This is a genomic window from Pseudomonas sp. GW821-FHT09E04 (assembly GCF_059416185.1).
Genome location: NZ_JBWKOR010000003.1, coordinates 438,091 through 459,390 on the forward strand (window position 1 = coordinate 438,091; position 21,300 = coordinate 459,390).

General features: G+C 61.8%; 19 protein-coding genes and 1 pseudogene. 12 read left to right on the forward strand and 8 right to left on the reverse strand.

What is annotated here, in order from left to right; genetic code table 11:
• Window positions 1-64 precede the first annotated feature (64 nt).
• From AC07N4_RS13145 to AC07N4_RS13165, 5 genes and pseudogenes are all read left to right on the forward strand, one after another.
• Window positions 65-754 (forward strand): GNAT family N-acetyltransferase, encoded by a 690-nt coding sequence (locus AC07N4_RS13145; protein ID WP_102622398.1) that lies wholly within the window; start codon window positions 65-67, stop codon window positions 752-754.
• Between the two features lie 4 nt (window positions 755-758).
• Window positions 759-1,943 carry a GNAT family N-acetyltransferase gene (locus tag AC07N4_RS13150; RefSeq protein ID WP_273537473.1) on the forward strand — a complete coding sequence of 395 codons (1,185 nt, stop codon included), beginning with the start codon at window positions 759-761 and terminating at the stop codon, window positions 1,941-1,943.
• Window positions 1,915-2,706, forward strand: coding sequence for a ChbG/HpnK family deacetylase (locus tag AC07N4_RS13155; protein ID WP_493066701.1), 792 nt, complete (start codon window positions 1,915-1,917; stop codon window positions 2,704-2,706). The genes AC07N4_RS13150 and AC07N4_RS13155 overlap by 29 nt, the downstream gene beginning before the upstream one ends.
• A gap of 114 nt (window positions 2,707-2,820) precedes the next feature.
• Entirely contained in the window at window positions 2,821-3,513 is a 693-nt protein-coding gene (locus AC07N4_RS13160; RefSeq protein WP_192560360.1) for a GNAT family N-acetyltransferase, read from the forward strand.
• Window positions 3,514-3,659: 146 nt separating this feature from the next.
• Window positions 3,660-3,800, forward strand: a pseudogene (locus AC07N4_RS13165) (addiction module antidote protein); the annotation flags it as partial.
• Between the two features lie 55 nt (window positions 3,801-3,855).
• On the opposite strand, the gene AC07N4_RS13170 reads toward AC07N4_RS13165, so the two are convergent.
• Window positions 3,856-4,662: a class I SAM-dependent methyltransferase gene (locus AC07N4_RS13170; protein ID WP_493066700.1), complete on the reverse strand. Its 807-nt coding sequence runs from the start codon at window positions 4,660-4,662 to the stop codon at window positions 3,856-3,858.
• Between the two features lie 137 nt (window positions 4,663-4,799).
• Between AC07N4_RS13170 and AC07N4_RS13175 the strand changes: the two genes are divergently transcribed.
• On the forward strand, window positions 4,800-5,168 hold the full coding sequence (locus AC07N4_RS13175) for a hypothetical protein (RefSeq protein WP_096821338.1): 369 nt from the start codon (window positions 4,800-4,802) through the stop codon (window positions 5,166-5,168).
• On the opposite strand, the gene AC07N4_RS13180 is transcribed toward AC07N4_RS13175, so the two are convergent.
• The 5 genes from AC07N4_RS13180 to AC07N4_RS13200 all read right to left on the reverse strand — a co-directional run bounded on the left by AC07N4_RS13180 (window position 5,159) and on the right by AC07N4_RS13200 (window position 13,657).
• Entirely contained in the window at window positions 5,159-6,589 is a 1,431-nt protein-coding gene (locus AC07N4_RS13180) for a sigma-54-dependent transcriptional regulator (RefSeq protein WP_096821337.1), read from the reverse strand. The two genes, AC07N4_RS13175 and AC07N4_RS13180, sit on opposite strands and share 10 nt — an antisense overlap.
• The gene (locus AC07N4_RS13185; protein WP_493066699.1) at window positions 6,558-8,051 is read right to left on the reverse strand and encodes a sensor histidine kinase; all 1,494 of its coding nucleotides are present in this window, start codon (window positions 8,049-8,051) and stop codon (window positions 6,558-6,560) included. Before AC07N4_RS13185 ends, AC07N4_RS13180 begins: the two co-directional genes overlap by 32 nt.
• A 103-nt stretch (window positions 8,052-8,154) precedes the next feature.
• Window positions 8,155-9,225, reverse strand: a complete 1,071-nt coding sequence (locus AC07N4_RS13190) for an SCO family protein (protein ID WP_493066698.1) — start codon at window positions 9,223-9,225, stop codon at window positions 8,155-8,157.
• Between the two features lie 17 nt (window positions 9,226-9,242).
• Window positions 9,243-12,050, reverse strand: coding sequence for a multicopper oxidase domain-containing protein (locus tag AC07N4_RS13195; RefSeq protein WP_493066697.1), 2,808 nt, complete (start codon window positions 12,048-12,050; stop codon window positions 9,243-9,245).
• 158 nt (window positions 12,051-12,208) lie between these two features.
• Window positions 12,209-13,657, reverse strand: coding sequence for a sensor histidine kinase (locus AC07N4_RS13200; protein ID WP_096821333.1), 1,449 nt, complete (start codon window positions 13,655-13,657; stop codon window positions 12,209-12,211).
• 307 nt (window positions 13,658-13,964) lie between these two features.
• Here AC07N4_RS13200 and AC07N4_RS13205 point away from each other — a divergent pair, with 307 nt between their 5' ends.
• The 6 genes from AC07N4_RS13205 to AC07N4_RS13230 all read left to right on the forward strand — a co-directional run bounded on the left by AC07N4_RS13205 (window position 13,965) and on the right by AC07N4_RS13230 (window position 20,357).
• Window positions 13,965-15,308 carry a hypothetical protein gene (locus AC07N4_RS13205; protein WP_096821332.1) on the forward strand — a complete coding sequence of 448 codons (1,344 nt, stop codon included), beginning with the start codon at window positions 13,965-13,967 and terminating at the stop codon, window positions 15,306-15,308.
• A gap of 35 nt (window positions 15,309-15,343) precedes the next feature.
• Window positions 15,344-17,578 carry an Ig-like domain-containing protein gene (locus AC07N4_RS13210; protein WP_096821331.1) on the forward strand — a complete coding sequence of 745 codons (2,235 nt, stop codon included), beginning with the start codon at window positions 15,344-15,346 and terminating at the stop codon, window positions 17,576-17,578.
• A 103-nt stretch (window positions 17,579-17,681) separates the two neighbouring features.
• A complete protein-coding gene (locus AC07N4_RS13215) occupies window positions 17,682-18,143 on the forward strand; it encodes a curlin (RefSeq protein WP_102622387.1) in 462 nt (153 codons plus the stop codon).
• A gap of 26 nt (window positions 18,144-18,169) precedes the next feature.
• Complete coding sequence (locus tag AC07N4_RS13220; RefSeq protein WP_493066696.1) at window positions 18,170-19,621, forward strand: curlin; 1,452 nt, start codon at window positions 18,170-18,172, stop codon at window positions 19,619-19,621.
• A 270-nt stretch (window positions 19,622-19,891) separates the two neighbouring features.
• Window positions 19,892-20,098 carry a type II toxin-antitoxin system RelB family antitoxin gene (gene relB / locus AC07N4_RS13225; protein ID WP_085613439.1) on the forward strand — a complete coding sequence of 69 codons (207 nt, stop codon included), beginning with the start codon at window positions 19,892-19,894 and terminating at the stop codon, window positions 20,096-20,098.
• Entirely contained in the window at window positions 20,088-20,357 is a 270-nt protein-coding gene (locus AC07N4_RS13230; RefSeq protein WP_493066695.1) for a type II toxin-antitoxin system RelE/ParE family toxin, read from the forward strand. Before relB (AC07N4_RS13225) ends, AC07N4_RS13230 begins: the two co-directional genes overlap by 11 nt.
• Before the next feature lie 213 nt (window positions 20,358-20,570).
• On the opposite strand, the gene relB (AC07N4_RS13235) is transcribed toward AC07N4_RS13230, so the two are convergent.
• Together relB (AC07N4_RS13235) and AC07N4_RS13240 are read right to left on the reverse strand one after the other, a co-directional pair.
• Window positions 20,571-20,798 (reverse strand): type II toxin-antitoxin system RelB family antitoxin, encoded by a 228-nt coding sequence (relB, locus tag AC07N4_RS13235; protein ID WP_493066694.1) that lies wholly within the window; start codon window positions 20,796-20,798, stop codon window positions 20,571-20,573.
• Window positions 20,799-20,871: 73 nt separating this feature from the next.
• Entirely contained in the window at window positions 20,872-21,252 is a 381-nt protein-coding gene (locus AC07N4_RS13240) for a DUF6124 family protein (RefSeq protein WP_493066693.1), read from the reverse strand.
• Window positions 21,253-21,300: the final 48 nt, after the last annotated feature.

A 21,300-nucleotide genomic window follows, 5' to 3' on the forward strand; every position in this document is an offset into this window, starting at 1 on the left:
GTCCGTTGATGTTCCGCCGCGCAGGCCTGTGCCGCGCGATGACTCGTCATCAGGAGCAACGACCATGAGCATTCTGCAAAAAATCAGCGAGCAAATTAAACAGAAAGGCCTGCGTGCCACGTTGGCCAAGGTGTGGAAGCACTATTTCTTTTCCCATCAGGAACTGTTGTGGATGGAGCGCGACCTGGTCAGCCCGGTGCCGCCCCACAGCCTCAAGCCTTACCCGCCGCTGCGGGTGGTGAAGATCACGCCGGACAACGCCGGTGCCTTCGCCCGTTACTTCGGCGACCGCGTCGGGACCATGGCGGAGCTGGCCAACGAAGGTCACACCGGGCACATGCACCTCGACGATCACGGCGATGCGGTGGCCTTCATCTGGGGCAGCGCCCGGGACTATTTCGACCGCCATTACTACGGCTGCCTGTTCCCGGTGAAACCCGGTGAGTTCTTCGAATTCGGCGGCGAACTGACCCGTTCCTATTGGGGCACCGAACTGTCGGTGGACCTGCAACTGGAACTGTGGAAAGCCATGGCCGCCCAGGGCTGCGACAAAGTGGTGGACGTCTGCGAGTTCCACAACATCCCGGCGCTCAAGCTGCACCTGCGCATGGGCTACACCGAACAGGGCCGGATCATGAACGTCTACACCCTGTTCGCCCGCTGGCGTTTCTACCGCGAAACCCGCTACAGCGGCTCGCGTCTGGATGCGCTGCGCAAACCTTCCCGTCCCTCCGTCACAGCAACGGCGACCTGAGCCTATGGCGCGATTCGAATGGCGCACTTCGTTGTGCGCACCCGACTTCCCGGCAGCAGCCTATGAAGCGCTGCGCCTGCGGGTGACGGATCACACGCCGTTCAACAGCCTCGGCTGGTTGATCGCGGCAGAGCAGACACTCGACGCGAGTGAGCATCTGCACATTCTGCTGGGCTGGGAGGCGGACGAATTGCGCCTGTGCCTGCCGTTGGTGGCGAGTCGTGAGCGCTTTGCCGGGATACCGTTTGGCGTGGTGCATCACCTCGGTTATCCGCTGGCGGATCGCCTGGCGCTGCTGTCCGAGCTTGAGGCCGACAGCCTGCGTCAGGCGTTGTTGCTCATTCGCCAGCGCATCCCCCACGCGTTGCTGCAGCTCAACGAACTGTCTGAGCCGGCGGGTGAAGAAAGCGCCCTCACCGAATGGATGGCGCGCAGTTCAACTGGCGAGCGGCGCTTGAGCTGTCGGGTGCCGGTGCACCTGATCAGTGACGCCGATCTTCAGGAAGTCTCCGGTGATCCGCGCTACAAACTGCGCCGTGCGCGCAAACGGATTGCTGCGTGCGGTGCTGTCGTGCGGCGGATCATTCCCGATGCCGTGACCATGGGCCCGCTGTTGCAAGCCATCAGCGAAGTCGAAGCGGTGAGCTGGAAAGGCGACGAAGGCGTCGGCATCTTCGCCAGCGAACGCAGCCGCCGCTGCATCGAAAGCGCCTTCACCGCCCTCGCCGCACAGGGTTTGGTGCGGGTGGTCACGCTGGAGCTGGACGGGCGCTGCATCAGCTACCGACTCGGTTTGCTCGAACAGGGCCGGCTCTACGATTACAACCTCGCCTTCCTGCCGCAGTACGCCGATCTGGGCAGCGGTCGGGTGTTGCTGGAGGAATGGATTCGCTGGGGCCTGGACGATCACTGGCGCTGGATCGATGCCTCGCGGGTCAGCCTGGAAAACTCCAGTCACCAACTGCACGAACGCATGACCGGGCAACTGGAACACTGGCGCTGGAGCTTCTACTCCTGGCGCCCGAGCGGCCTGTTGCTGGGGCTTGGGCTGCGTGTCTGGCAGCGGCTTAAACCGAAACTGCAGCAGTGGCGAGCACGTCGGCAAACGGCGATCGCCCAACCCGTCGGCAAACCCGCCGCCATCACCACGGAGGGCGAACATGCCTCGCCAAGTCATAGTCAACGCTGACGATTTCGGCCTGACCCCGAACGAAAACGCGGTGATCTTCAGCGCCTTCCAGGCCGGGGTCATCAGTTCCGCCACGGCCATGGCCAACATGCCGGCGTTCGAAGCCGCCTGCGCGATGGCCCGCCATCACTTGCTGGAGGGGCGGATCGGCCTGCATTTCAACCTGACGTATGGCCGGCCGCTGAGCCAGGCGATTCTCGCTCGCCCCACCTTCTGCGACAGCCAGGGTGTGTTCGACCTCAACCTGACGCGGTACAGCCTGTGGCTCGGTCGAGCGGATCGCGAAGCGGTGCAGGAGGAATTGCAGGCGCAGTGGCAACGTTGTGTCGATCATGGCGTGCGCCCGAGCCACATCGATTCCCATCAGCACGTGCACAACATCTGGCCGATCGGCGAGATCGTCGCGCGCTTCGCCGCCCACCAGGGCGTACCGGTGCGACTGGCACGTAACCTGGGGCAAAACCTCAGCCTGCCCAAACGCCTATTCAAAGGCTTGCTCAACCGTCGTTTGCAAGGGCTGGCCGGTGCGACGGCGGACTACGTCTGCACCCCGATCGACCTGCGCAACGAGCCCGCGCCGACCGACGGTGTGCTGGAAATCGTCGCGCATCCGAATCAGCTCGGGGCTGATTTCGGTGATGCGTATCTGCAACCTGGAGAGTCCCTGAGCCGCGTGTTAGAGCAGCGGCTGGCGGGCGTTCCACGGGCCTCCTATGCCGACCTGAACAAGGATTTTCTGCGCGGTGCCGCGGCACTCGATTGAGTTACACAACTTGCAATACTTTCGAAGATGGCACTTCGAAATGAACTTGCAGGCTTGATCTATACCCACCAGAGCGACATCCAAAAACACCCGGGCTGCGGCCACGGAGGGCATATGAGCGTCATTGAAAAGCTGCGCGAACGCATCAAGCAAAAAGGCCTGGGCCGCACCTTCGGCACCTTGTGGAAACGCTACGTGTTCTTCCATTGGGAACTGCTGTGGATGGAGCGCGACCTGATCAGCCCGGTGCCGCCGCACAAGCTGCGCCCTTACGAAGGCCTGCGCAAAGTCGACATCACGCCGCACAACACCGGTGCCTTCGCCAAACACTTCGGTGACCGCGTGCAGACCATGGCCGAACTCGCAGCCGAAGGTCACACCGGGCACATGTACCTCGACGCAGACGACCACGCAGTGGGCTTCATCTGGGGCAGCACCCGCAACTACCACGACCGCCATTACTACGGCTGCGAATTCCCGGTCAAACCCGGCGAGTTCTTCGAGTTCGGCGGCGAAATGACCCGCGCCTACTTCGGCAGCAGCCTGTCGGTGGACGTGCAAGTCACCCTCTGGCAAGCCATGGCCGCCCAGGGTTGCCACAAGGTGGTGGACGTCTGCGAAACCCACAACATCCCGGCGCTGAAACTGCACATTCGCATGGGCTATCACGAACAGGGCCGCGTCACCCACGTCTATGGGTTGTTTGGAAAGTGGCGGTTCTTCCGTGAGACTCGGTATGAAGGTTCGCGTCTGGAACCGTTGCGCAAACCGGGGCGGCCGGTGGTGACGGCGGCGGCGCAGGCTTGATCCACTCATTGAGTCTGCGGCGTCAGTGGACGCTGCAGATTCTTCCTACTCTCGTATAAGAAACAGCGCCATTCAGTTTCGGCTCCCGCTGACTGCTTTCAGCCATGTGAATGAATACATTCAGGCAGAAACACAGAGGCAGACCGATGAATCAAAACAAATCCGATTTTGATATGAAGGCATTGCTGGTTGATTTGAATGCCATCCGTGAATACCTCTCTCAGGTACTGGCAGAGGGTGACGATGAAGAGTTACTTCGAGCTATCGGATACGTGACCGAAGCCCGTATCCGACTTGCCCCAAAAGGGAGAGCGGCTTTCGACCCTCCCTTCTGTACCTGCCTCAGTTTTTCACCCCCACCCACGTAAAACACATCGGCATCTGCGCCTCGCGGTTCAAGTACTGGTCATACGCCTCTTCCCGGTTCGAATGCGGGTATTCCTTGAAATGCGCGATGTTCAGCCCCGCTTCGAGGGCGGCGGTGAAGATGGCGCCGAGGTTGTGCACGAACCAGTACGACGGCGCGGCCTGTTGTTCGACCTTGCCGACGTAGACAATCGGTTCCTCTTGCACGAACGGTTCTTCGCGGAAATACGAGGTCGCGAGGCGGAACGGATCCTCGGCGTCAGGATCGACCATTTCCAGGAACGGGTGGGTTTCGTAGATCACCAGTTGCCCGCCCGGTTTGAGGGTCGAGGCGACATGGCGGAAAAACTCGCCGATGTCGGGCATCCAGTTGAGGACGCCGATGGTGATCAGCGCCACGTCGAAGCGACCGCGCAGTGATTCGGGCAGGTGATGAATATCGGTTTCGACGAATTCGGCCTTGTGCGGCGAGCGGCTGTTGAGCTCCCGGGCCTGTTCGAGAAACGCCGCCGACTGGTCGACCCCGACGACACTCCGCGCACCGAGCGCGAACAGCGAGAGACTCTCGCGGCCATTGTTGCAACCCAGTTGCACGACGTCCTTGCCATCGACGCCGACCTGCTCCAGCAAACCGAGCAGGGTTGAGTCGAGGCAGGAGAAATCAGCCTGGGCGACCTCGGTCAACAAGGCCTGCCACTCGGGCGATTCCTGATGATGACGGGCTGAATCGTTCCACGCCTGACGATTGCTTTCGATGGCGTTCTTGTTGTTTGGCACTTCCATGGCGCACTCCGGACGATGCTCTTGATTGAGCGGCCCGAGTCTAGTTGAGCCTGCCGATCCAGGTTGTTGCGAACTTGTAAGCCAACGGGCGGCTATAGTTAATAGCCTTGGGGAAAACCGCTTCCACAGGTGTCGCCATGCAAACATTCAACCGGCTGCTGTTATCCGCCTGTCTGCTCGCCGCCACACAGGCACAAGCCCTCGACAGCAACTTCAACTACTACGGGCCGAACCAGCCCTTCGCCCACCCGGCGCCGCCGTCGCTGAATGCCCAGCCGCCACGGCCGTTCGATGACACCACGCCGCAGGATTTCGTGGTGATCCCCGATCGCCACGACTTCCACGATTCACAACTGCCGACCGTGGCCGATGCGACGGTGCGGGTGTTTATCCGCACGTACGATGCCGAGCGCGGCATCTACGTCAATGACGAGGTGCTGGACCCGACGTGCCTGCTGGAGTGCCTGAGCCCGCCGAACCCTCGGAGTAACGCGGTCTACCACTGACGTTTGTCCGGGCGTGCCAGGCCGAGCTTCTCGATGCGGTAACGCAGCATGTCGCGGCTCAGGCCCAGCAAGCGGGCGGACTTGGTGACGTTCCAGTCGGTCTTGTCGAGCATCTTGCGCACCATGTCGCGCTCGACCTCCGGCAGGTTCATCGACTCGGTGTTGCTCGCCGGGCGCGGTTCGAAGTGCGGCACCTCGTGATGCTGATGCAGCGGCGGCTCGTCGACCAGGCTCATGCACACGTTCAACTGGTGCGCGGCGATGATGTCGTTCGGCGCCAGCAGCACGGTCTGTTCGAGCATGTTGCGCAGTTCGCGCACGTTGCCCGGCCAGGTGTAATTGAGCAGCAGCTCTTCGGCCTGCTGGCTGAAGTGCAGATTCGGTTTGCCATAGCGCTTGCCGTGGCTGGCGAGAAAATGCCGCGCCAGCAGCAACGCGTCGTCGCCCCGGGCATACAGGCGCGGCACCTTGATCGAGATGATCCGCAGGCGGAAGAACAGGTCACGGCGGAACTTGCCCTGCTGCACCATCTGTTCGAGGTTGCAGTTGGTGGCGCTGATCACCCGCAGGTTGACCTTGCGCTCCTTCACCGAGCCGACCCGGCGAATGGTGCGATCCTCCAGCAACTTCAGCAGTTTGGCCTGCAGCACCAGATCCATTTCGCCGATTTCGTCGAGAAACAGCGTGCCGCCGTCAGCCGCTTCCACCAGCCCGACGCGACGATCCTTGGCATCGGTGAACGCGCCCTTCTCGTGACCGAACAGCTCCGATTCCACCAGGTTGGCGGGGATCGACGCGCAGTTGAATTCAATGAACGGGCCTTTGCTGCGCGCGCCGTCGAAATGCAGCGCACGCGCCACCAGTTCCTTGCCGGTCCCGGTCTCACCTTCCACCAGCACCGGCGGCAGATCGCCGTTGGTCATGCGGCGTTCGGCTTCGAGCAATTGGCCGATGGTGTTTTTCAGGTGCTGCATCGGTGCCGATTCGCCGATCAGCGCCTGCACCCCGGATTTCTGCGCCTCGCGCTCCTGATAGAACGACAGCGTGCGCTCCATCCGCTCGGTGGCCAGAGCCTTGTCCAGCAGCAGTTTGAGCTCCGGCAACGCGACCGGTTTGGTGACGTAATGAAAGGCGCCCTCCTTCATCGCGACCACCGCGTCTTCGACGTTGCCGTAACCGGTCATCATGATCACTTTCAGATCCGGCGCGCTGATGCGCAGCTTCTGGATCAGGTCGTGACCGCTCATGCCCGGCAGCGAGTTGTCGGTCAGCACGATGTCCGGCATGAAGCTTTCCAGTTGCCCCAGCGCGTCTTCAGCCGAATGGCAAACCGTCACCTCGAAGTCTTTGCGCTCCAGGTAGGTCTGAATATTGTCGGCCAACAGTTCGTCATCCTCGACCAGCAGAATGCTGTGTTCCATATTCCCCTCCCGATGCCACTTTAAAGTTGAGACTGACGCGGGTTCCTTCCTGCTCGCGGCTGGTCAATACGACCGAGCCCTGAAAACGCTCCATGATTCTTTTGACCAGTGCCAGGCCAACCCCGAGGCCGCCCTGCTTGGTGGTGAAAAACGGTTTGAACACCAGCTGTTGCTGCTGCGCGCTCATGCCCTTGCCGGTGTCGCCCAGGGTCATGCACACCTGGCCGGCGTGGGACGTTTCAATGTCGACGCTCAGCACGCCGCCCTTGGGCATCGCTTCCAGGGCGTTGGCAAACAGGCTATTGAGAATCTGCGTCAGCAGCACCCTTTGGCTGACGACCGGCGGGCAGTCCTGCGGGTTGAATCGCACGTCGACCCCGCTACGCCGAATCAGCGCATCAAACGCGCCCAGGGTGTCTTCGACCGCCGCCAGCAGGTCCACCGCTTCACCGTCATCGTTCATCGGCCGCAGCGACACCAGCAACTCGCGCACCCAGCGCGACATGCGGTCGACCTGACTGATGATGTCGCCGATATTGCGCTGGGCGCTCTGGCTGGCCACTTCCTGGGCCAGTTCGGCGCTGGAACGGATGGTCGCCAACGGGTTGCGCAAGCTGTGAGCCACCGCCGAAGACATCTCGCCCAACGCGACAAAGGTTTCGTTGCTGATCAGTTGCTGTTGCTGGCTCTGCAGCAAGGTCGAGGCACGGCGCACGATCCAGAACAGCCCCAGATAAATCGCCGCGCCACCGAGGATCGTCGCCGCCCAGATCGAAGCAAAACCACGGTCGATGCGGTCCACCAGATCCGCCGGTTCCTTGTAGATCTCGACCATGGCGATGACTTTGCTTTTGTCGGCGTTGAACATCGGAATGTAGTTTTCGATGAACAGGTATTTGGGTTCGCGGGACAGCTTCTGTTCGGGTTTCTCGTCGTCGATCTTGTGATAGCTGGAGGACACCGGCACTTTCATTTCGAAGGATTCGTCCAGCTCGTCATCGTCCTCGAATTTCACGCCGATCAGCTCCGGGTTGGTCGACCAGATCACCGAGCGATCCAGGGCGTAGACCGTCGCCAGCAGGATGTCCGGCAAGTGTTCGACATGATCGAGAAATTCGGCCCGGGCCGCGCCATGGGCCACCGGATCGACGTCGGGGAAATTTTCGTCCTGACGCGGGTCAAGCATTTCGCCCATGGTGCGCAGGGGGGTGATGCCGGCATGGCGCATTTCCGCATCGCCGATGGCCTGGACGAATTGCGCCGTCAGCAACGCATCGCGCTCCACGCTCTCGGTGACCACAAAACGCGTGGAGATATAGCCCAGCCCCAGCGCCACCGCCGCGATGATGAAAAAACTGGCCAGCGAGAACCAGCGCAGCAGATTGAACTGTCCGCCCCAACTCTTGATGGCTGCTGCCGCGACATTCGGCGCAGGTGTTTTTTGTTCTTCCAGTCGTTGCATGGGGGGTGCCCTGGCGTTGTGTATCGAACCGGTTACAGCCACCTCACGACTGAGTGTAGGTGGCAATGACCGTGATACAGGACTCAATGATGCTATTTAGCCGCTAGCGCATGCGACTCACCGTTTCGCTGCTGGCGGCCGGTGTTATTGGCGTCAACGCCCCGTCAGCCAAGGGCTGCGTGGTGGGGTGCTGACGCTCGGTTTCATCGCGCAGAAAGTCGATGATCGACTGCGCCGACAGCTCGTCCAGGCGCAGGTTGGGCATCGGAATCCGCTCGTATTGTTCGAACAGTTGCAGTGCGATCGGGTCCTTTTCCGCCAGTACTCGATCCGGCTCACGGATCCACCGGTTGAGCCAGGCCGGATCGCGTTGGCGGGTCACGCCGATCAGGTCCGGGCCGATGTTGCGCATGCCGATGCCTTCGCCGTCCTGCGGGCCGAGGCTGTGACATGAAGCGCAGCGAGTGCGGAACAGTTCTTCGCCATTGCTCGGCGGACGAATGTCCGGCGCATTGGCGTAGCTTTCCTCGATACTTGGCTGCTTCCAGTTCTGCAGGGTGTTGGCCAGTTGATCGGCGAGGATCCACGGGTTCTCGAACGGCGACGCCTTCATCCAGCGCCCGGTGCTCTGGTTGCCGACGATCAGGCTCAGGTTGTGATCCTTGGTGCGGCCGTTGTCGACGCCTTCGATGAACAACCCGAGCTTCTTGCGCAGGTCGGTGACATCTTCGAATTCGCCGGTGAGGAATTTCCAGCCAGGGCCGACCTTGAACCGTTGCGAATAGGCTTTGAGCACTTCGGGGGTGTCGCTTAAAGGGTCGATGCTGATCGAGTAGAAAAAGATGTCCTGGCCGACCCGATCCCCCAGCAGTTTCTGCACTTGGCGCAGGCGTGCGGTTTCCAGTGGGCAGGAGTCGCTGCATGAAGTGAAGATGAAGTTGATCACCACCACTTTGTCTTTGATCAGGTCATCGAAAAAGCGCACCTGCTTGCCGTCCTGATCGGTCAGCAGGGTGTTGGGGAAATAGTCGCCACCCCACGGGGTGGCGGATTCGCTGGCGCCTTCGGGCTGCACTTGATGAGCGATGAGCACCTGACTGCCGAGCAGGCAGGTGACCAGCACCAGGATCAAGTGCATGCCCAAGGCGCGGGAGCGCGGCGTTGGCTGGGTCATGTCGGCTCCCTCCCTTTTCATTTCTTCACGGTCACTTGCGGGCCGAAGCCATCGCCAGTGCGGAAGGTTGGCAGCGCGGCGGAGTTGACGTAGCGCACGCCATCCCAGCTCGGCAGCGGTGTCGGCATCAATTGCAGTTGGCCGGGTTTCTCGAGGTCCCAACGCAGCAGCATCGAGTTGTCTTCATGCTGGGTGTTGTGACAGTGCTCCATGTAAGTCCCGGCGAACTCGCGGAAGTTGATTGCCATTTCCACGCTGTCCAACCCGTCGGCTTCCGAGCCGATGCGATAGACGTCCTTGCGCGCCCATTTTTCCCACTCAGGCGGGGCCTTGCCGCCACGGCTGAGGATGATCCCTTCCTCGAAGTGCACGTGCACCGGATGGCTCCAGCCCTTGCCGCCAAGCTTGATGTTCCACACTTCCAGGGTGCCGAACCCCGCGGTGCCGGCATCGGTCGGGCCGCTGGCCAATTTGGTCGAGGCGTTCAACCGGCGTGGGTCCATGTGGAAGCCGAAGCCGCCATCGGTCTTGACCGTCCACGGTGCTTCATCGGTGCCGTCGCTGCGGCCGAAGGTGAAGGTCCGGTGACGGGCGTTGGCCAGCAGCGCCTTGTCGGCGGCGTTGTCGCGGTGGATCTTCAGCGGGATCATCACCATGCCTTCAGCCTTGCCCGGTTTGGCCGGTTCGTAGGCTGCCGGGTCCATGGCCAGGTCCTGCCCGGTGAAAGGCTTGACGTTGAGCTGCAAGACCTTGCCCACTGCCGGATCACCCCTGTCCCATTGCGGGCCTTTGCTGGTCTGCTTGATCACCGCCAGGTACTTCTCGGAGAGCACGTCGGACAGCGAGATCGTCTCTTTCGGGCCTTTGCCGTCGTCCTGGGCCTGGAGGTTGACGAAGAACAGCTTGTCGCCCGGTTTGATGCCGTTTTTCGAGAAGTTGACGATGATGTCGAACCGCTCGGCGATGCCCTGGGTCGGCAGGATCGCGTTGTGGTTCTGTTTGTCGCCGTCGGCATCCAGATCCATCGAGCCATCGAACGGCACGCTGTGCTCCATGATGTTGCCGTCGTTGGCGATCATGTGGAACGGCACCCGGCTGTAGGAAACACCGGAGTTCTTCGGCCCCTGGAATTCACCGCCGGTGCCTTTGATTTCCCGTACCAGCGCGAGTTTGAAGTAGCGCGAGACCGAACCGTTGAGGATGCGGAACCGATAACTGCGGGCACGCACGTCGAGGGTCGGTTTCCACTGCCAGTTGACCAGCACCTGATCGCCGATGAAGCCATCGGTGTTGAACGGGTTGAACCACAACTGGCCTTCCTGATCCCAGGCCTTGTCGGCGAACACCAGGTTGACGTCGTAGTCGCGGTTACCCCACGGCAAGGCGCTGCCGCTGGGGAAACGCAGGTTGACCCCGTCGTTCACCGATTCGTTGCCGCGATCCAGGGCGCTGTAGTAGTTCATCATCGCCGCGTTGCCCTTGTAGACGTTCTGCGCGGTGAAATCGAGCATGTGGTCGTGGAACCAGTGGGTGCTCATGGTTTCGCGCCAGTCGCCACGGATCTTGATGGTGCCGTGGTCGCAGGTCTTCTTCGCAGGTGCAAGGTCGTTGACCCACAGGGTTTCCCCCGGTGCACACGGGAACGCCGCACGCGGGTCTTCAGCCTTGGTGTTGATGCTGTCGTAACCGGCGAGCTGGATCGGCCAGCGATAGTCGTAATACTGGCCGGGGAAGAAAAATGCATTGGCATAGCCGTCGCTTTCCGCCGGTGCGTGGCCGTTGTGCTCGTGGGTGGTGATGGTGTGCAGGCCGAAACCGCGGTTGGCTGACGGATCGATCGGCAAGCCGTTGTAGTGGCGCATCATCACCGGTTGGCCGTAGCGCACCATCAGCAGTTTCGGCGGCAGCGTGCCGTCGAAGGTCCACACCGAATTGTGGTTCTGCACTGGCATCGCCGGGTGGAAACGTGCATCGACGCCCTTGGCCGTGCCATCAGTCGCCGGCACGCCAGCGACGTTGTGGTACAGACCGCCGGGGCCGAACTCGCCGACGGCATAACCGTGCATCTGCCGACTGTCACGCAGACCGCCATTCAGACGCGCGCCGGTCTGCACGGTCTTGTAGGCGACTTGCGGGTAGAACTCGTTCCAGCGCTGGTGAGCCCAGCCTTTTCCCGGTGGCCGGCCTTCGGCGGACGAGCCGATGTGACGGTTGAGGAACAACTCGATTTGCGACTGCCACGGGTTACGGTCGACGACGTTGGAGAACTGGCTCGGGAACGGTGTCAGCCCCGGTTGACGCAAAAACGCGTCCAGCGCCGTGCCGGGTGGCGCGCTGCGGGCAACGCTGTTCGGGTCCTGGGCCGGCGCCGGGCCGATGGCAGCGGGCGGAAAGCCCAACGGCGCGGCCGGGGTGGTCGGGTCGAGTTTTTCCGGGCCGAACTCTTCGAACAATACGATTTGCTGAGTGAACGGCTGGGCGCCGTACAACGGGCTCGGCTTGCCATTCGTGGGGTAATTGAAACTGGTCTGCACGGTCGGCGGCAGGATGTTTTCCGAACGCGTGGTGTTGCGCGTGCCTTTCACCCCGTCAGGCAGATCGAAGGAATCTTCGTTGGCCTCGGGCATGGTCAGGATGGCGTTGAGTGCCGCCGGCTCATCGGCCGGCTCGTCGTAGTACGCCGACGGGTCGGAGGCTTCCGGCTGGTTCTCGTCATCGATCGGGCTCGCTCGAACCCCCGCCATGGTGCCGAGGGTCAATGCCAGAAAGACGCTTAACGGCGTCAGCAGGAATAACTTGTTGGGGTAACGCGTTGCTCTGTCCATCACCAGCCGCCTCATCTAAGGAAGGGGTGATGGTGTTTTGCAATTACCTCGCCAAAGTATTAATCCCCGTTGAAACAAGCCGTTACAGACGCTGTTGCATTCCCCACTCCCCGGTGACCGGGGCCTGACACCCGCTCCTGGGGGAAGTTCACCCCAATTTACTGGATGAGCTGAAACGCCAGACGAACGGTGGTGCCCTCGCCTTCGCGGCTGTCCAGGGTCACGCCGCCGCCGAAGCGCTCCATGATCCGTTTGACCAGCACCAGCCCTACGCCGAGCCCGCCCTGCTTGGTGGTGAAGAACGGCCGGAACGCCATGCTGCGCTGTTCTTCGTTCATGCCTTTGCCGGTGTCACTGAGCATGACGCTGACACCTCGGCTGTCCGTTGGCTCAAGCGTAATGGTCAGCGTGCCGCCCTTGTCCATCGCCTCCAGTGCGTTGGCCAACAGGCTGTTGAGGATTTGCGTGAGTTGCACCGGTTGGCTCAGCACCATCGGCGTTTGTTGCGGATGAAACACCACGTTTACCGCGTTTTTGGCGATCTGCTGCTCGAACGCGACCAGACTCTCGTGCAGCGCCGCCACCAGGTTCACCGGCTCCGGTTCGTCGTTGAGCGGTCGCAGTGACTGCAACAGTTCGCGCACCCACTTCGACATGCGATCGACCTGGCCGATGATGTCCTTGATGTTCTTCTGCGCCGGCCCCGCGTCGAATTCCAGGGCCAGTTCGGCGCTGGAGCGGATGGTCGCCAACGGGTTGCGCAAACTGTGTGCCACCGCCGAGGACATCTCGCCCAGCGCAACGAAGGTTTCGTTGGCGATCAGTTGCTTTTGTTGGACCGCCAACAGGATCGCCGCCCGACGCACGATCCAGTACAGCCCCAGATAAATCAGCCCGCCGCCCAGCGCCGTGGCCAGCCAGATCAGGGTCAGACCGCGCTCCATGCGGGCGATCAGGTCTTTGGGCTCCTTGTAGATCTCGACCATCGCCGTGACGTTCTTGCCATCGGCGTCGAACAACGGGATGTAGTTCTCGATAAAGATGTATTCCGGCGGCACCACGAACTTCTGCTCTTCACGGCCCTTGTCGACGTCGTGGTAACTGGCCGAGACCGGAATCTTTTCATTGAACGCCCGGTCGAGGTCTTCATCGGCGTGAATCCGCGTACCGGTCAGCGCCGGGTTGGTCGACCAGATCACCAGACGATCCGGCGCATAAATGTTGGCGAGAATCACGTCCGGCAAGTGGGCAATGTGATCGAGAAACTCGCCTCGGGCATTGGCCCGGGCCGCTGGGTCTACGTCGGGAAAATCGTTGTCCTGCCGCGGGTCGAGCAACTCGCCCATGGTGCGGATATTGGGGATCGAGACGTGACGCACTTCCGCCGACGCGATGGCCTGAATGAACTGCGCGGTCAGCAAGGCATCGCGCTGTACGCTTTCCTCGATCACGAATCGCGTAGACACCGTCCCGAGCGCCACGGCCACCGTGCCGATCACCGCCATGCTGATCAATGAAAACCAGCGCAGCAGATTGAACGGCTGCTTGCGCGAGCCCAGCCGCAGGCTGCTCTCCTCGACCGGTAGCGATTTTGACTGCATGTTCATGGCGGCGACTTCCCGATACGTCCCTATAGGGTTATAGCCCACCGTTGGGTGATTGCCCGGATGCGGGGGGTGAACGGCCCCACGATCATCGATCTGCAAATCCGCTCTGCCGACTGAGCCCCACAATCCCCAATCCTGGGGACTGTCGCCCGATGCCCGCGCTGCAAAAAATCCCCACCCTCACTTGCCAACCCTTGCGCCACGGGCTTCTCCCGACCGTTACGGGGTCGTTGGTATGGAAGTTGTAAAGCCCCTCTGCAACTGACCCACCCCCAAGGGGCAGGCACTTCGATAGAGGGATTAACTCATGCACCCTTTACTGTCCAAAACCGCGACCGTCCTGGTCGTGAGCGCCTTGGCCCAGGGCATTGCCCAGGCCGCTCTGTTCGCCGTCGATCCCGGACCCTATGCCCCGGCGACCGGCGGATTTGCCAGTTGGTATCAGGACACCCACGGTCGTACGCTGGACCTGTGCCTGTCCAAAGCGCTCAGCTCGCGCGTGCCAAGCACGCCTGGCGCCCCTTCGTACATGTGCTCGCTGATTCCGACACCCGGTGTGTTCGACGACGCCCAGCCGATCGTCTTCCCGAGCAACTTTCCCGACGAAGCGTTCTGGTTCACCGCCGACGGCACCGTTGTCGATGCGGCCCGGGGCATCAACCTGTCCTACGGCTCGGCCGTCGAAGCGGCGTTCAGTGGCGGCGATCCGGTGGAAGGCGACCAGATCAGCTTCGCCCGCATCCGCATCCGGGTCGATGTACCCACCGCCGGGACCTACGTGATCACTCACCCGTACGGCGTCGAAGTGTTCACCGTCGACACCCCCGGTCGCCGCGCGATCAACATGACCCGCGACATCGGCATCGGCAGTCCGAAAACCTACGACGGCGCGCTCAAGGGTGACGTCGGGCCGTTCCTGCGCAGCGTCAACGGGCCGTACACCGAGACCAATCCGGCGGGCGGTGCCGAACAATTCATCGGCGACCCGAACCTTGAAGAAGCGGTGACCGGAAGTCCTTTCAACACCAACTTCATCCGCATCGAAGGCCCCGGCGGGATCGATCTGCGCACCACGGTGTTTGCCGTCTCCGGCAAGTTGTCGACGGTGGTTCGGCCAACACCGCTGATCACCGAACGCAGCACCTACTCGCGCAAACCCGGCGACAGCGCCCCGGTCGCCCAACAAGACGTATTCGTCAAAGCCCCGCCTGCTCCGGCCACCGTCGCGGTCACCAGCAGCACGCCGGTGCTCAACCTCAAAGAGGCCGACAGCACCGGCAGCTGGTACGCGCAATCGCAGGTCAACCCGACCTTGCCGACCACGCTGCAAGTGACCGCCGACAACCACCTGGCCATCGCGACCAGCTCGCCGACCACCCTGCCCATGACCCTGACCGACCTGGTGGTGATCCAGCGCGCCGAGTACAGCCTGAGCTCCGGGCAACTGACGTTGGTGGCCTCGACCAGTGACGAAACCTCGCCGCCGGTACTCACCGCCACCTCCGGCAGCGGCGCCGCCATCGGTGCGCTGGGCGGTGACGGCGCAGTGAAAACCCTGACCACCGGGATCACCCCGATCCCACCGGCCAAGGTGCGAGTGACGTCGTCCAACGGCGGCAGCGATACCGAAGAAGTGGTCATCGTGCAATGAACGCTCACATGCCCAGATCCGCATCAGGAGGCATCATGAACAAGTGGCCACGCTTCGCGCTCAACGCGCTCGGGCTGACAATCTCGCTGACCGGCAGTGCGTTCGCGCAACTGGCCGCCGTCGATCCCGGCCCCTACACCTTCGCCACCGGGAAATTCCCGATGTGGTACCAGGACAACAACCTGCTGTCGATGGAGCTCTGCCAGTCCCGCGCCGCCAGCTCGCGAGTGCCGGCCGCCACCCCGCCGGCGTACATGTGCACCCTGCTGCCGGAACCGGGGATTTTCGACGACACGCTGCCGATGGTCTTCCCCGATAACTGGCCACCGGAAGCCTTCTGGTTCCTGGCGGAAACCAACATCCCCAACAACGGCGCCGGTTTCGGTATGGACGCGTATGTTGCCGGGATCGAAGCGGCCTTCGCCTCGGGAAACCCGGTGGATGGCGATCAGCAGAGCTTTGCGCGGATCCGCATCCGGGTGAACGTGCCCGTGGCCGGGACCTACACCATCACCCACCCGTACGGTGTGGAAACGGTCACTGTCACCACGCCAGGCCGGCGGGCAATCAACATCACCAAGGACGTCGGCATCGGCGCTCCGGGCAACTTCAGCGGTGCGCTCAACGGCGCCATCGGACCGTTCCTGCGCAGCATCAACGGCCCGTACACCGAAGTGAACCCGGACACCGGCAGCATCGAAACCTTCGTCGGTGACCCGAACCTCACCGAAGCGGTGACCGGCAGCCCGTTCAACACCAACTTCGTGCGGATCGACGGTCCCTCGGGCGCCGGCTCGATTCAGACCACCCTGTTCACCGTCGCCGGCAAGGTCCTCGACAACCGTCAACAGACCCACGTCGCCCTCGATCGCGCCACCTATCGCCGGACGTCGGCCGGTGTGCGTACCGAAGTGTTCGCCAAGGCTGACAGCAGCTCGACCCTGTGTTTCCGCGAAACCCTGGCGCTGCTGCCCGGTCCACCGAAAACGCCGTGCCAGACCAGTCTGTTGGGTGACAACAACGGTCTGTTCTTCGGCCAGCGTCTGGGCAACGGGACCCTGCCATCGGTGATTGTCGTGACTGCAACCAACCCGGCCGGGACAACGCGCCCGACTTCGGTATCGGCCAAGCTCACCGACGTGGTGAAAATCCAGACCGCCCGCTACAGCTGGGCCAACCACAGCCTGCTGATCGAAGCCACGTCGACTGATGAAGTCGCCGTGCCGGACATGGTTGCCCAAGGTTACGGACGCCTGTCGAAAACCGGCACCCTGCAAAAAATCACCGTCGCCGACCTGACCCAGCCGCCGGCCACCGTCACGGTCAAATCCGCCGCTGGCGGCAGCGACACCGAGCCGGTCGTAGTCGTCGGCAACGCGCCGGACACCGGTGAAAACCAGGCACCGCTGTCCGTCGCCGACACCGGCAGCACCAGCTTCGGCGTGCCGATCACCCTCAACGTGCTGACCAACGACAACGACCCGGACGGCAACGTACCGCTGACCATCACCGCGCTGACCCAACCGGCGGCCGGCCAGGGCACCGTTGCCCTGAACGGCACCACCTCGGTGGTCTACACCCCGCCAGCCGTGGTCAACGCACCGCTGACCACGACCTTCACCTACAAGGCCCAGGACAGCAAAGGCCTGGCCTCGGTGAACCCGGCCACGGTGACCATCAGCGTCGCGCCGAACCGGCCACCGACCGCCGTCGCCGACAGCGTCGCCACATTGGGCGTGGCGATCCCGATCAACGTCCTGGCCAACGACACCGATCCGGAAGGCAACACGCCGCTGGGCGTCGCCAGCCTGACCCAACCGCCGGCAGGACGCGGCACCGTCAGCACTGACGGCACGGTGATCACCTACACCCCACCGGCCACCGTGACCACCGCTTTCACCACGACCTTCACCTACATCGCCCGGGACAGCTTCGGCGCCCAGTCAACGCCGGCCACGGTCACTGTGCAAGTGTCGCCACGGCCAGCGGCGGAAACCTTCACGATCACCACCTCGACCGTGCAGGCCCGTTCCGGCAACCGCTTCAACTGGGACTTCGCCGGCACCTCATCGGTGACCACCGGCAACACCATCACCGTGCAGGTCACCACCCCGACCGGACTGGTCACCCTGGGCACGACGACGGTACCGGTCACCGGACGCTGGCGGCTGACGTTGAACAACACGACGGTGGTGCCATCGGCCAACCCGACCGCCACCATCCGTTCGTCCCAGGGCACCGTACGCACCATCTCGGTGACCACCCTCTGAGCCCACGCCCCACCCACCCCACACCGCCTGGCGCGGAGTGGGTGGGGCCGGTCTCAGCCACGATTTCAGGATTGCGCAACACGACACACCACAGGACAACGCCATGAACACGCCGACCGCCGCCCTGCTTTGCCTGCTCGCCCTGTGCGGCGGTGCGGGCGTGCGCGCCGACGACCTGATGGAAAACGACGACCTGGCGCCCTCCGCCGACCTCGGTGAACTGCCGCCCCCGGTGGGCCAGCAAGCCCTGATCGACCAGAACGGCCAGGCCAACCTCGCGCTGCTCTCGCAGAACGGTCAGTCGCTGCTTGGAAAGATCGTGCAGTCGGGCAGCAATCAAGAGGCGTACATCCTTCAGCAAGGCAGCGACCTGATGGCGTTGATCACGCAAAACGGTTCCGGCAACGCCGCATCGATCACACAAAACGGCAGCCACAACCGCGCGCAGATTTCGCAAAACGGCAACAACAACGACGCCAGCATCGAGCAGGCCGGCACGGGGCTGCAAAGCGCCGTGACCCAGTCGGGCAACGGCATGAGCGTTTCGGTCAAGCAATATCGCTAAGCACTGCAATCATCGGAGAGTTCATCATGTTCAAACTGACGCCCCTCACCGCCGCCATCCTGGTCATGATCAGTGCCCAGGCCATGGCCGACGACAGCCTGTCCACCCAGAGCCAGGTCGGTACTGCCAACATCGCCAATGTGAAGCAGACCCAGGCCCCGTTCAGCAGCGCCACCCAGACCCAACTCGGCCAAGGCAACGACGCCGCCGCCGTGCAAGACACCGCCAGCAGCGTCATCACCCAGGACGCGGTCGGCGACTACAACGCCGCCTATGCCGAACAACTTTACGAAGACAATGGCACCATCACCCAACAACAGGTCGGCGCCTTCAACACCACCCACGCCAGCCAGTCGCTGGGCTTCGGCGCCCCCAACACCGCCCTGCAACAGCAGCAAGGCACCGGCAACTTCTCGTTCGTCTACCAGGACTCGCAGAACGGCAGCGAAGGCAAGACCTTCCAGTTCGGTGACAGCAACGAAGCCAACATCGAGCAACTCTATGAAGGCAGCGGCAACAGCTCGGTGATCACCCAATACGGCACCGCCAACTACGGCACCGCCGAACAGGTCACCCACAACGGCGGGCAGATCGGCATCAACCAGGCCGGCGAAAACAACTACGGCTACGCCGACCAACGCAACGGCACCGGCGGCAACATCACCATCAACCAGTTCGGCAACCTCAACGGCAGCGAAATCTGGCAAGACTCGCAACTGGCCAGCCAGGCCACCGTCAACCAATACGGCGACAGCAACGAAACCGTGGTCGACCAGAGCTTCGGCGAAAACAACACCGCCGCCGTCACCCAGGTCGGCAACACCAACGCCATCTACGCCGACCAGTTCGAATCGGTCAACTCGACGCTGTCGCTCTATCAAGTCGGCAACGGCAACGTGCACTACACCTACCAGAGCGGCGACGGTCACACGCTCAACGCCACCTCCGTGGGCAACGACAACAAAGTCTACGCCAGCAACTGGAAAGGCCCGCAACACGGCGGCCAGTTCGGCAGCAACCAGCGTGCGACGATCAATCAGGCGGGTAACGGCAACATCGCCAGCTTCACCCAGGACGGCGTCGGCCACATCATGACGACCCACCAGACTGGCACCGGCAACAAAACTACGGTCAGCCAGGCTGATTCCTACAACGAGCTGTACTTCGATCAGAACGGCAGCGACAACATCCTGATCTCCGATCAACGCGGCACCACCAACCTGGCCCAAGGCACCTCGAACGGCACGGGCAACAGCACCGAATTCGACCAGTCGGGCACCGGCAACCAGGCGTACACCGCGCAGCTGTATGGCAGCGACAACATGATCACCGTGAAACAGGCTGACACCATGAACGTGGCGTACGTGACCCAGGGCGGGACCGGGAACATTGCCAATGTGGATCAGAGCGGGATGACACAGACGGCGAATATTCAGCAGTTCGGGTCGGCTAACCAGGCGACGGTTTTGCAGCAGTAAGGGTTGAGTGTTGGAAAACCGCGATCTGTTGAGGGTCGCGGTTTTTTTTGCGCTGACGCTTGAGTGGCGTCCTACGGAAAACGGAACGTTTTCAGAAAATCGGGGAGTTTTCTGACGAATTCTGGCGGTTGGCCGTCGGAAGTGCAGGCTCTAGGATTTGCCGGGACACATTGATCCCCACGGAGCTTGGCCCACATGCAATTCATCCAGACAGCGACGACAGCGATACCATTACCGAATAGACTTCCTGGCACCAAACCCGGAGGTTCCATGATCGACCCGTCTTTGATCGACCCACTGTGCCCGGTTGTTTCGGATCTTGGTCCCGAGGAACAGGCTGCGAGTTATGACCGTTGGTTGATCGCCAAAATACAAGCTTCCATGAATGACCCCCGCCCGAGCATTCCTAATGACCAAGTGATGGCCGAAATGCATGCCCTGATGGAAGCAAAGCGTAAAAAATACGATGCAGGTTGAGTGGCAGCCCGAAGCTCGGGCTGAACTCCTGCACATTCTTGACTACATCAGTGACCGTAATTTCAAAGCGGCTAACAAGCTTTCAAACGCTATTGAAACCGCCACGGCTACCCTTGCCAAACATCCACACCTCTATCGAGTGGGGCGAACTCCCGGCACTCGTGAGATGGTCGTACATCCCAACTACCTGCTTATTTACCAAGCGGTGGGCCGGATAAATATTCTGGGTGTTGTGCACGCACGTCAGGAATATCCGTGATGTGGCGCTCGGTCACAGAATGAATAACCTCACTGAAGCAAAAATTGCGCTCTCTTTTGGGGGCGCTTTTTTTTGCGCTGACGTTTGAGTCGTTGATCGTTCCCACGTCGAACCGACTCAGTGGGAAATGCTTCAAGGGACGCACCGCGTTCCAGCTCGCGAAACTGACGCGGAGCGTCAGGGGCTGCATTCCCACGCAGAGCGTGGGAACGATCAATCTGGTGCTGCGATGCAGTCCTTTTTCGACGCCTCGAGTGCCTCGTACTTGCGATGCGCCTCTTCCATCAATACCTGTATTTCAGCCATCACTTGCTCATGCGGAATATTTGGACGCGGGTCATCGATTGACGCCTGGGCTTCGGCACAAAACCAGAGGTCATAGCTGGCGGCCTGCTCCTCGCTTTCGAAATCTGAAACGACTGTGGAGATCAGGGGATCCATGGTGACTCCAATTTGAATGTGAAAAACGCGACCCCATTGCCGAGTCGCGTTTTTTATTGGGGATGTTGCTTGATCAGTCCTTCAGCTCGACATGATCCAAGGCCTGATTTACGGCCAGCTCACTCAACATGAGGATCTGTGCGATACCCAGCGCGGTCTTGCGGTGGGCGGGGTCGAGGGTGGCGGCGAAGTTGTTGAGCATTTCGCTGGCGGAGCCCAGGGACTCGCAGGCGTTGGCGAGCAGGGATTCGGTGTTGTAGGCCGGGTTGGCGAGGTACATCGGGGCGGGTTCGTTGACACTGCCCATGATGTGGGCGCTGGGGCAGAGGTAATGATCGAGGGCGCGTTCGGCGGCTTCGTGGAGTTTTTTCGAGTTGATGGAGGTGTATGGGGAGGTTGGGTCGGTTTCGAGACTGGCCTGGTTTTCGGGTGGGTTGGGTGTTGGTTTCTTCATGATTTTTTACCCTGTATGACGGTTATAGCTGGCCCTATTCGGTTTCCA

Excerpts from the sequence above, each read along its gene's own strand:
- relB (WP_085613439.1), top strand. The coding sequence starts at position 19,892 with ATGATCGACCCGTCTTTGATCGACCCACTGTGCCCGGTTGTTTCGGAT.
- AC07N4_RS13220 (WP_493066696.1), top strand. The coding sequence starts at position 18,170 with ATGTTCAAACTGACGCCCCTCACCGCCGCCATCCTGGTCATGATCAGT.
- AC07N4_RS13240 (WP_493066693.1), bottom strand. The coding sequence starts at position 21,252 with ATGAAGAAACCAACACCCAACCCACCCGAAAACCAGGCCAGTCTCGAA.
- AC07N4_RS13170 (WP_493066700.1), bottom strand. The coding sequence starts at position 4,662 with ATGGAAGTGCCAAACAACAAGAACGCCATCGAAAGCAATCGTCAGGCG.
- AC07N4_RS13190 (WP_493066698.1), bottom strand. The coding sequence starts at position 9,225 with ATGACCCAGCCAACGCCGCGCTCCCGCGCCTTGGGCATGCACTTGATC.
- AC07N4_RS13175 (WP_096821338.1), top strand. The coding sequence starts at position 4,800 with ATGCAAACATTCAACCGGCTGCTGTTATCCGCCTGTCTGCTCGCCGCC.
- AC07N4_RS13205 (WP_096821332.1), top strand. The coding sequence starts at position 13,965 with ATGCACCCTTTACTGTCCAAAACCGCGACCGTCCTGGTCGTGAGCGCC.
- AC07N4_RS13150 (WP_273537473.1), top strand. The coding sequence starts at position 759 with ATGGCGCGATTCGAATGGCGCACTTCGTTGTGCGCACCCGACTTCCCG.
- AC07N4_RS13195 (WP_493066697.1), bottom strand. The coding sequence starts at position 12,050 with ATGGACAGAGCAACGCGTTACCCCAACAAGTTATTCCTGCTGACGCCG.
- AC07N4_RS13200 (WP_096821333.1), bottom strand. The coding sequence starts at position 13,657 with ATGAACATGCAGTCAAAATCGCTACCGGTCGAGGAGAGCAGCCTGCGG.
- relB (WP_493066694.1), bottom strand. The coding sequence starts at position 20,798 with ATGGATCCCCTGATCTCCACAGTCGTTTCAGATTTCGAAAGCGAGGAG.
- AC07N4_RS13155 (WP_493066701.1), top strand. The coding sequence starts at position 1,915 with ATGCCTCGCCAAGTCATAGTCAACGCTGACGATTTCGGCCTGACCCCG.
- AC07N4_RS13210 (WP_096821331.1), top strand. The coding sequence starts at position 15,344 with ATGAACAAGTGGCCACGCTTCGCGCTCAACGCGCTCGGGCTGACAATC.
- AC07N4_RS13180 (WP_096821337.1), bottom strand. The coding sequence starts at position 6,589 with ATGGAACACAGCATTCTGCTGGTCGAGGATGACGAACTGTTGGCCGAC.
- AC07N4_RS13160 (WP_192560360.1), top strand. The coding sequence starts at position 2,821 with ATGAGCGTCATTGAAAAGCTGCGCGAACGCATCAAGCAAAAAGGCCTG.
- AC07N4_RS13185 (WP_493066699.1), bottom strand. The coding sequence starts at position 8,051 with ATGCAACGACTGGAAGAACAAAAAACACCTGCGCCGAATGTCGCGGCA.
- AC07N4_RS13215 (WP_102622387.1), top strand. The coding sequence starts at position 17,682 with ATGAACACGCCGACCGCCGCCCTGCTTTGCCTGCTCGCCCTGTGCGGC.
- AC07N4_RS13230 (WP_493066695.1), top strand. The coding sequence starts at position 20,088 with ATGCAGGTTGAGTGGCAGCCCGAAGCTCGGGCTGAACTCCTGCACATT.
- AC07N4_RS13145 (WP_102622398.1), top strand. The coding sequence starts at position 65 with ATGAGCATTCTGCAAAAAATCAGCGAGCAAATTAAACAGAAAGGCCTG.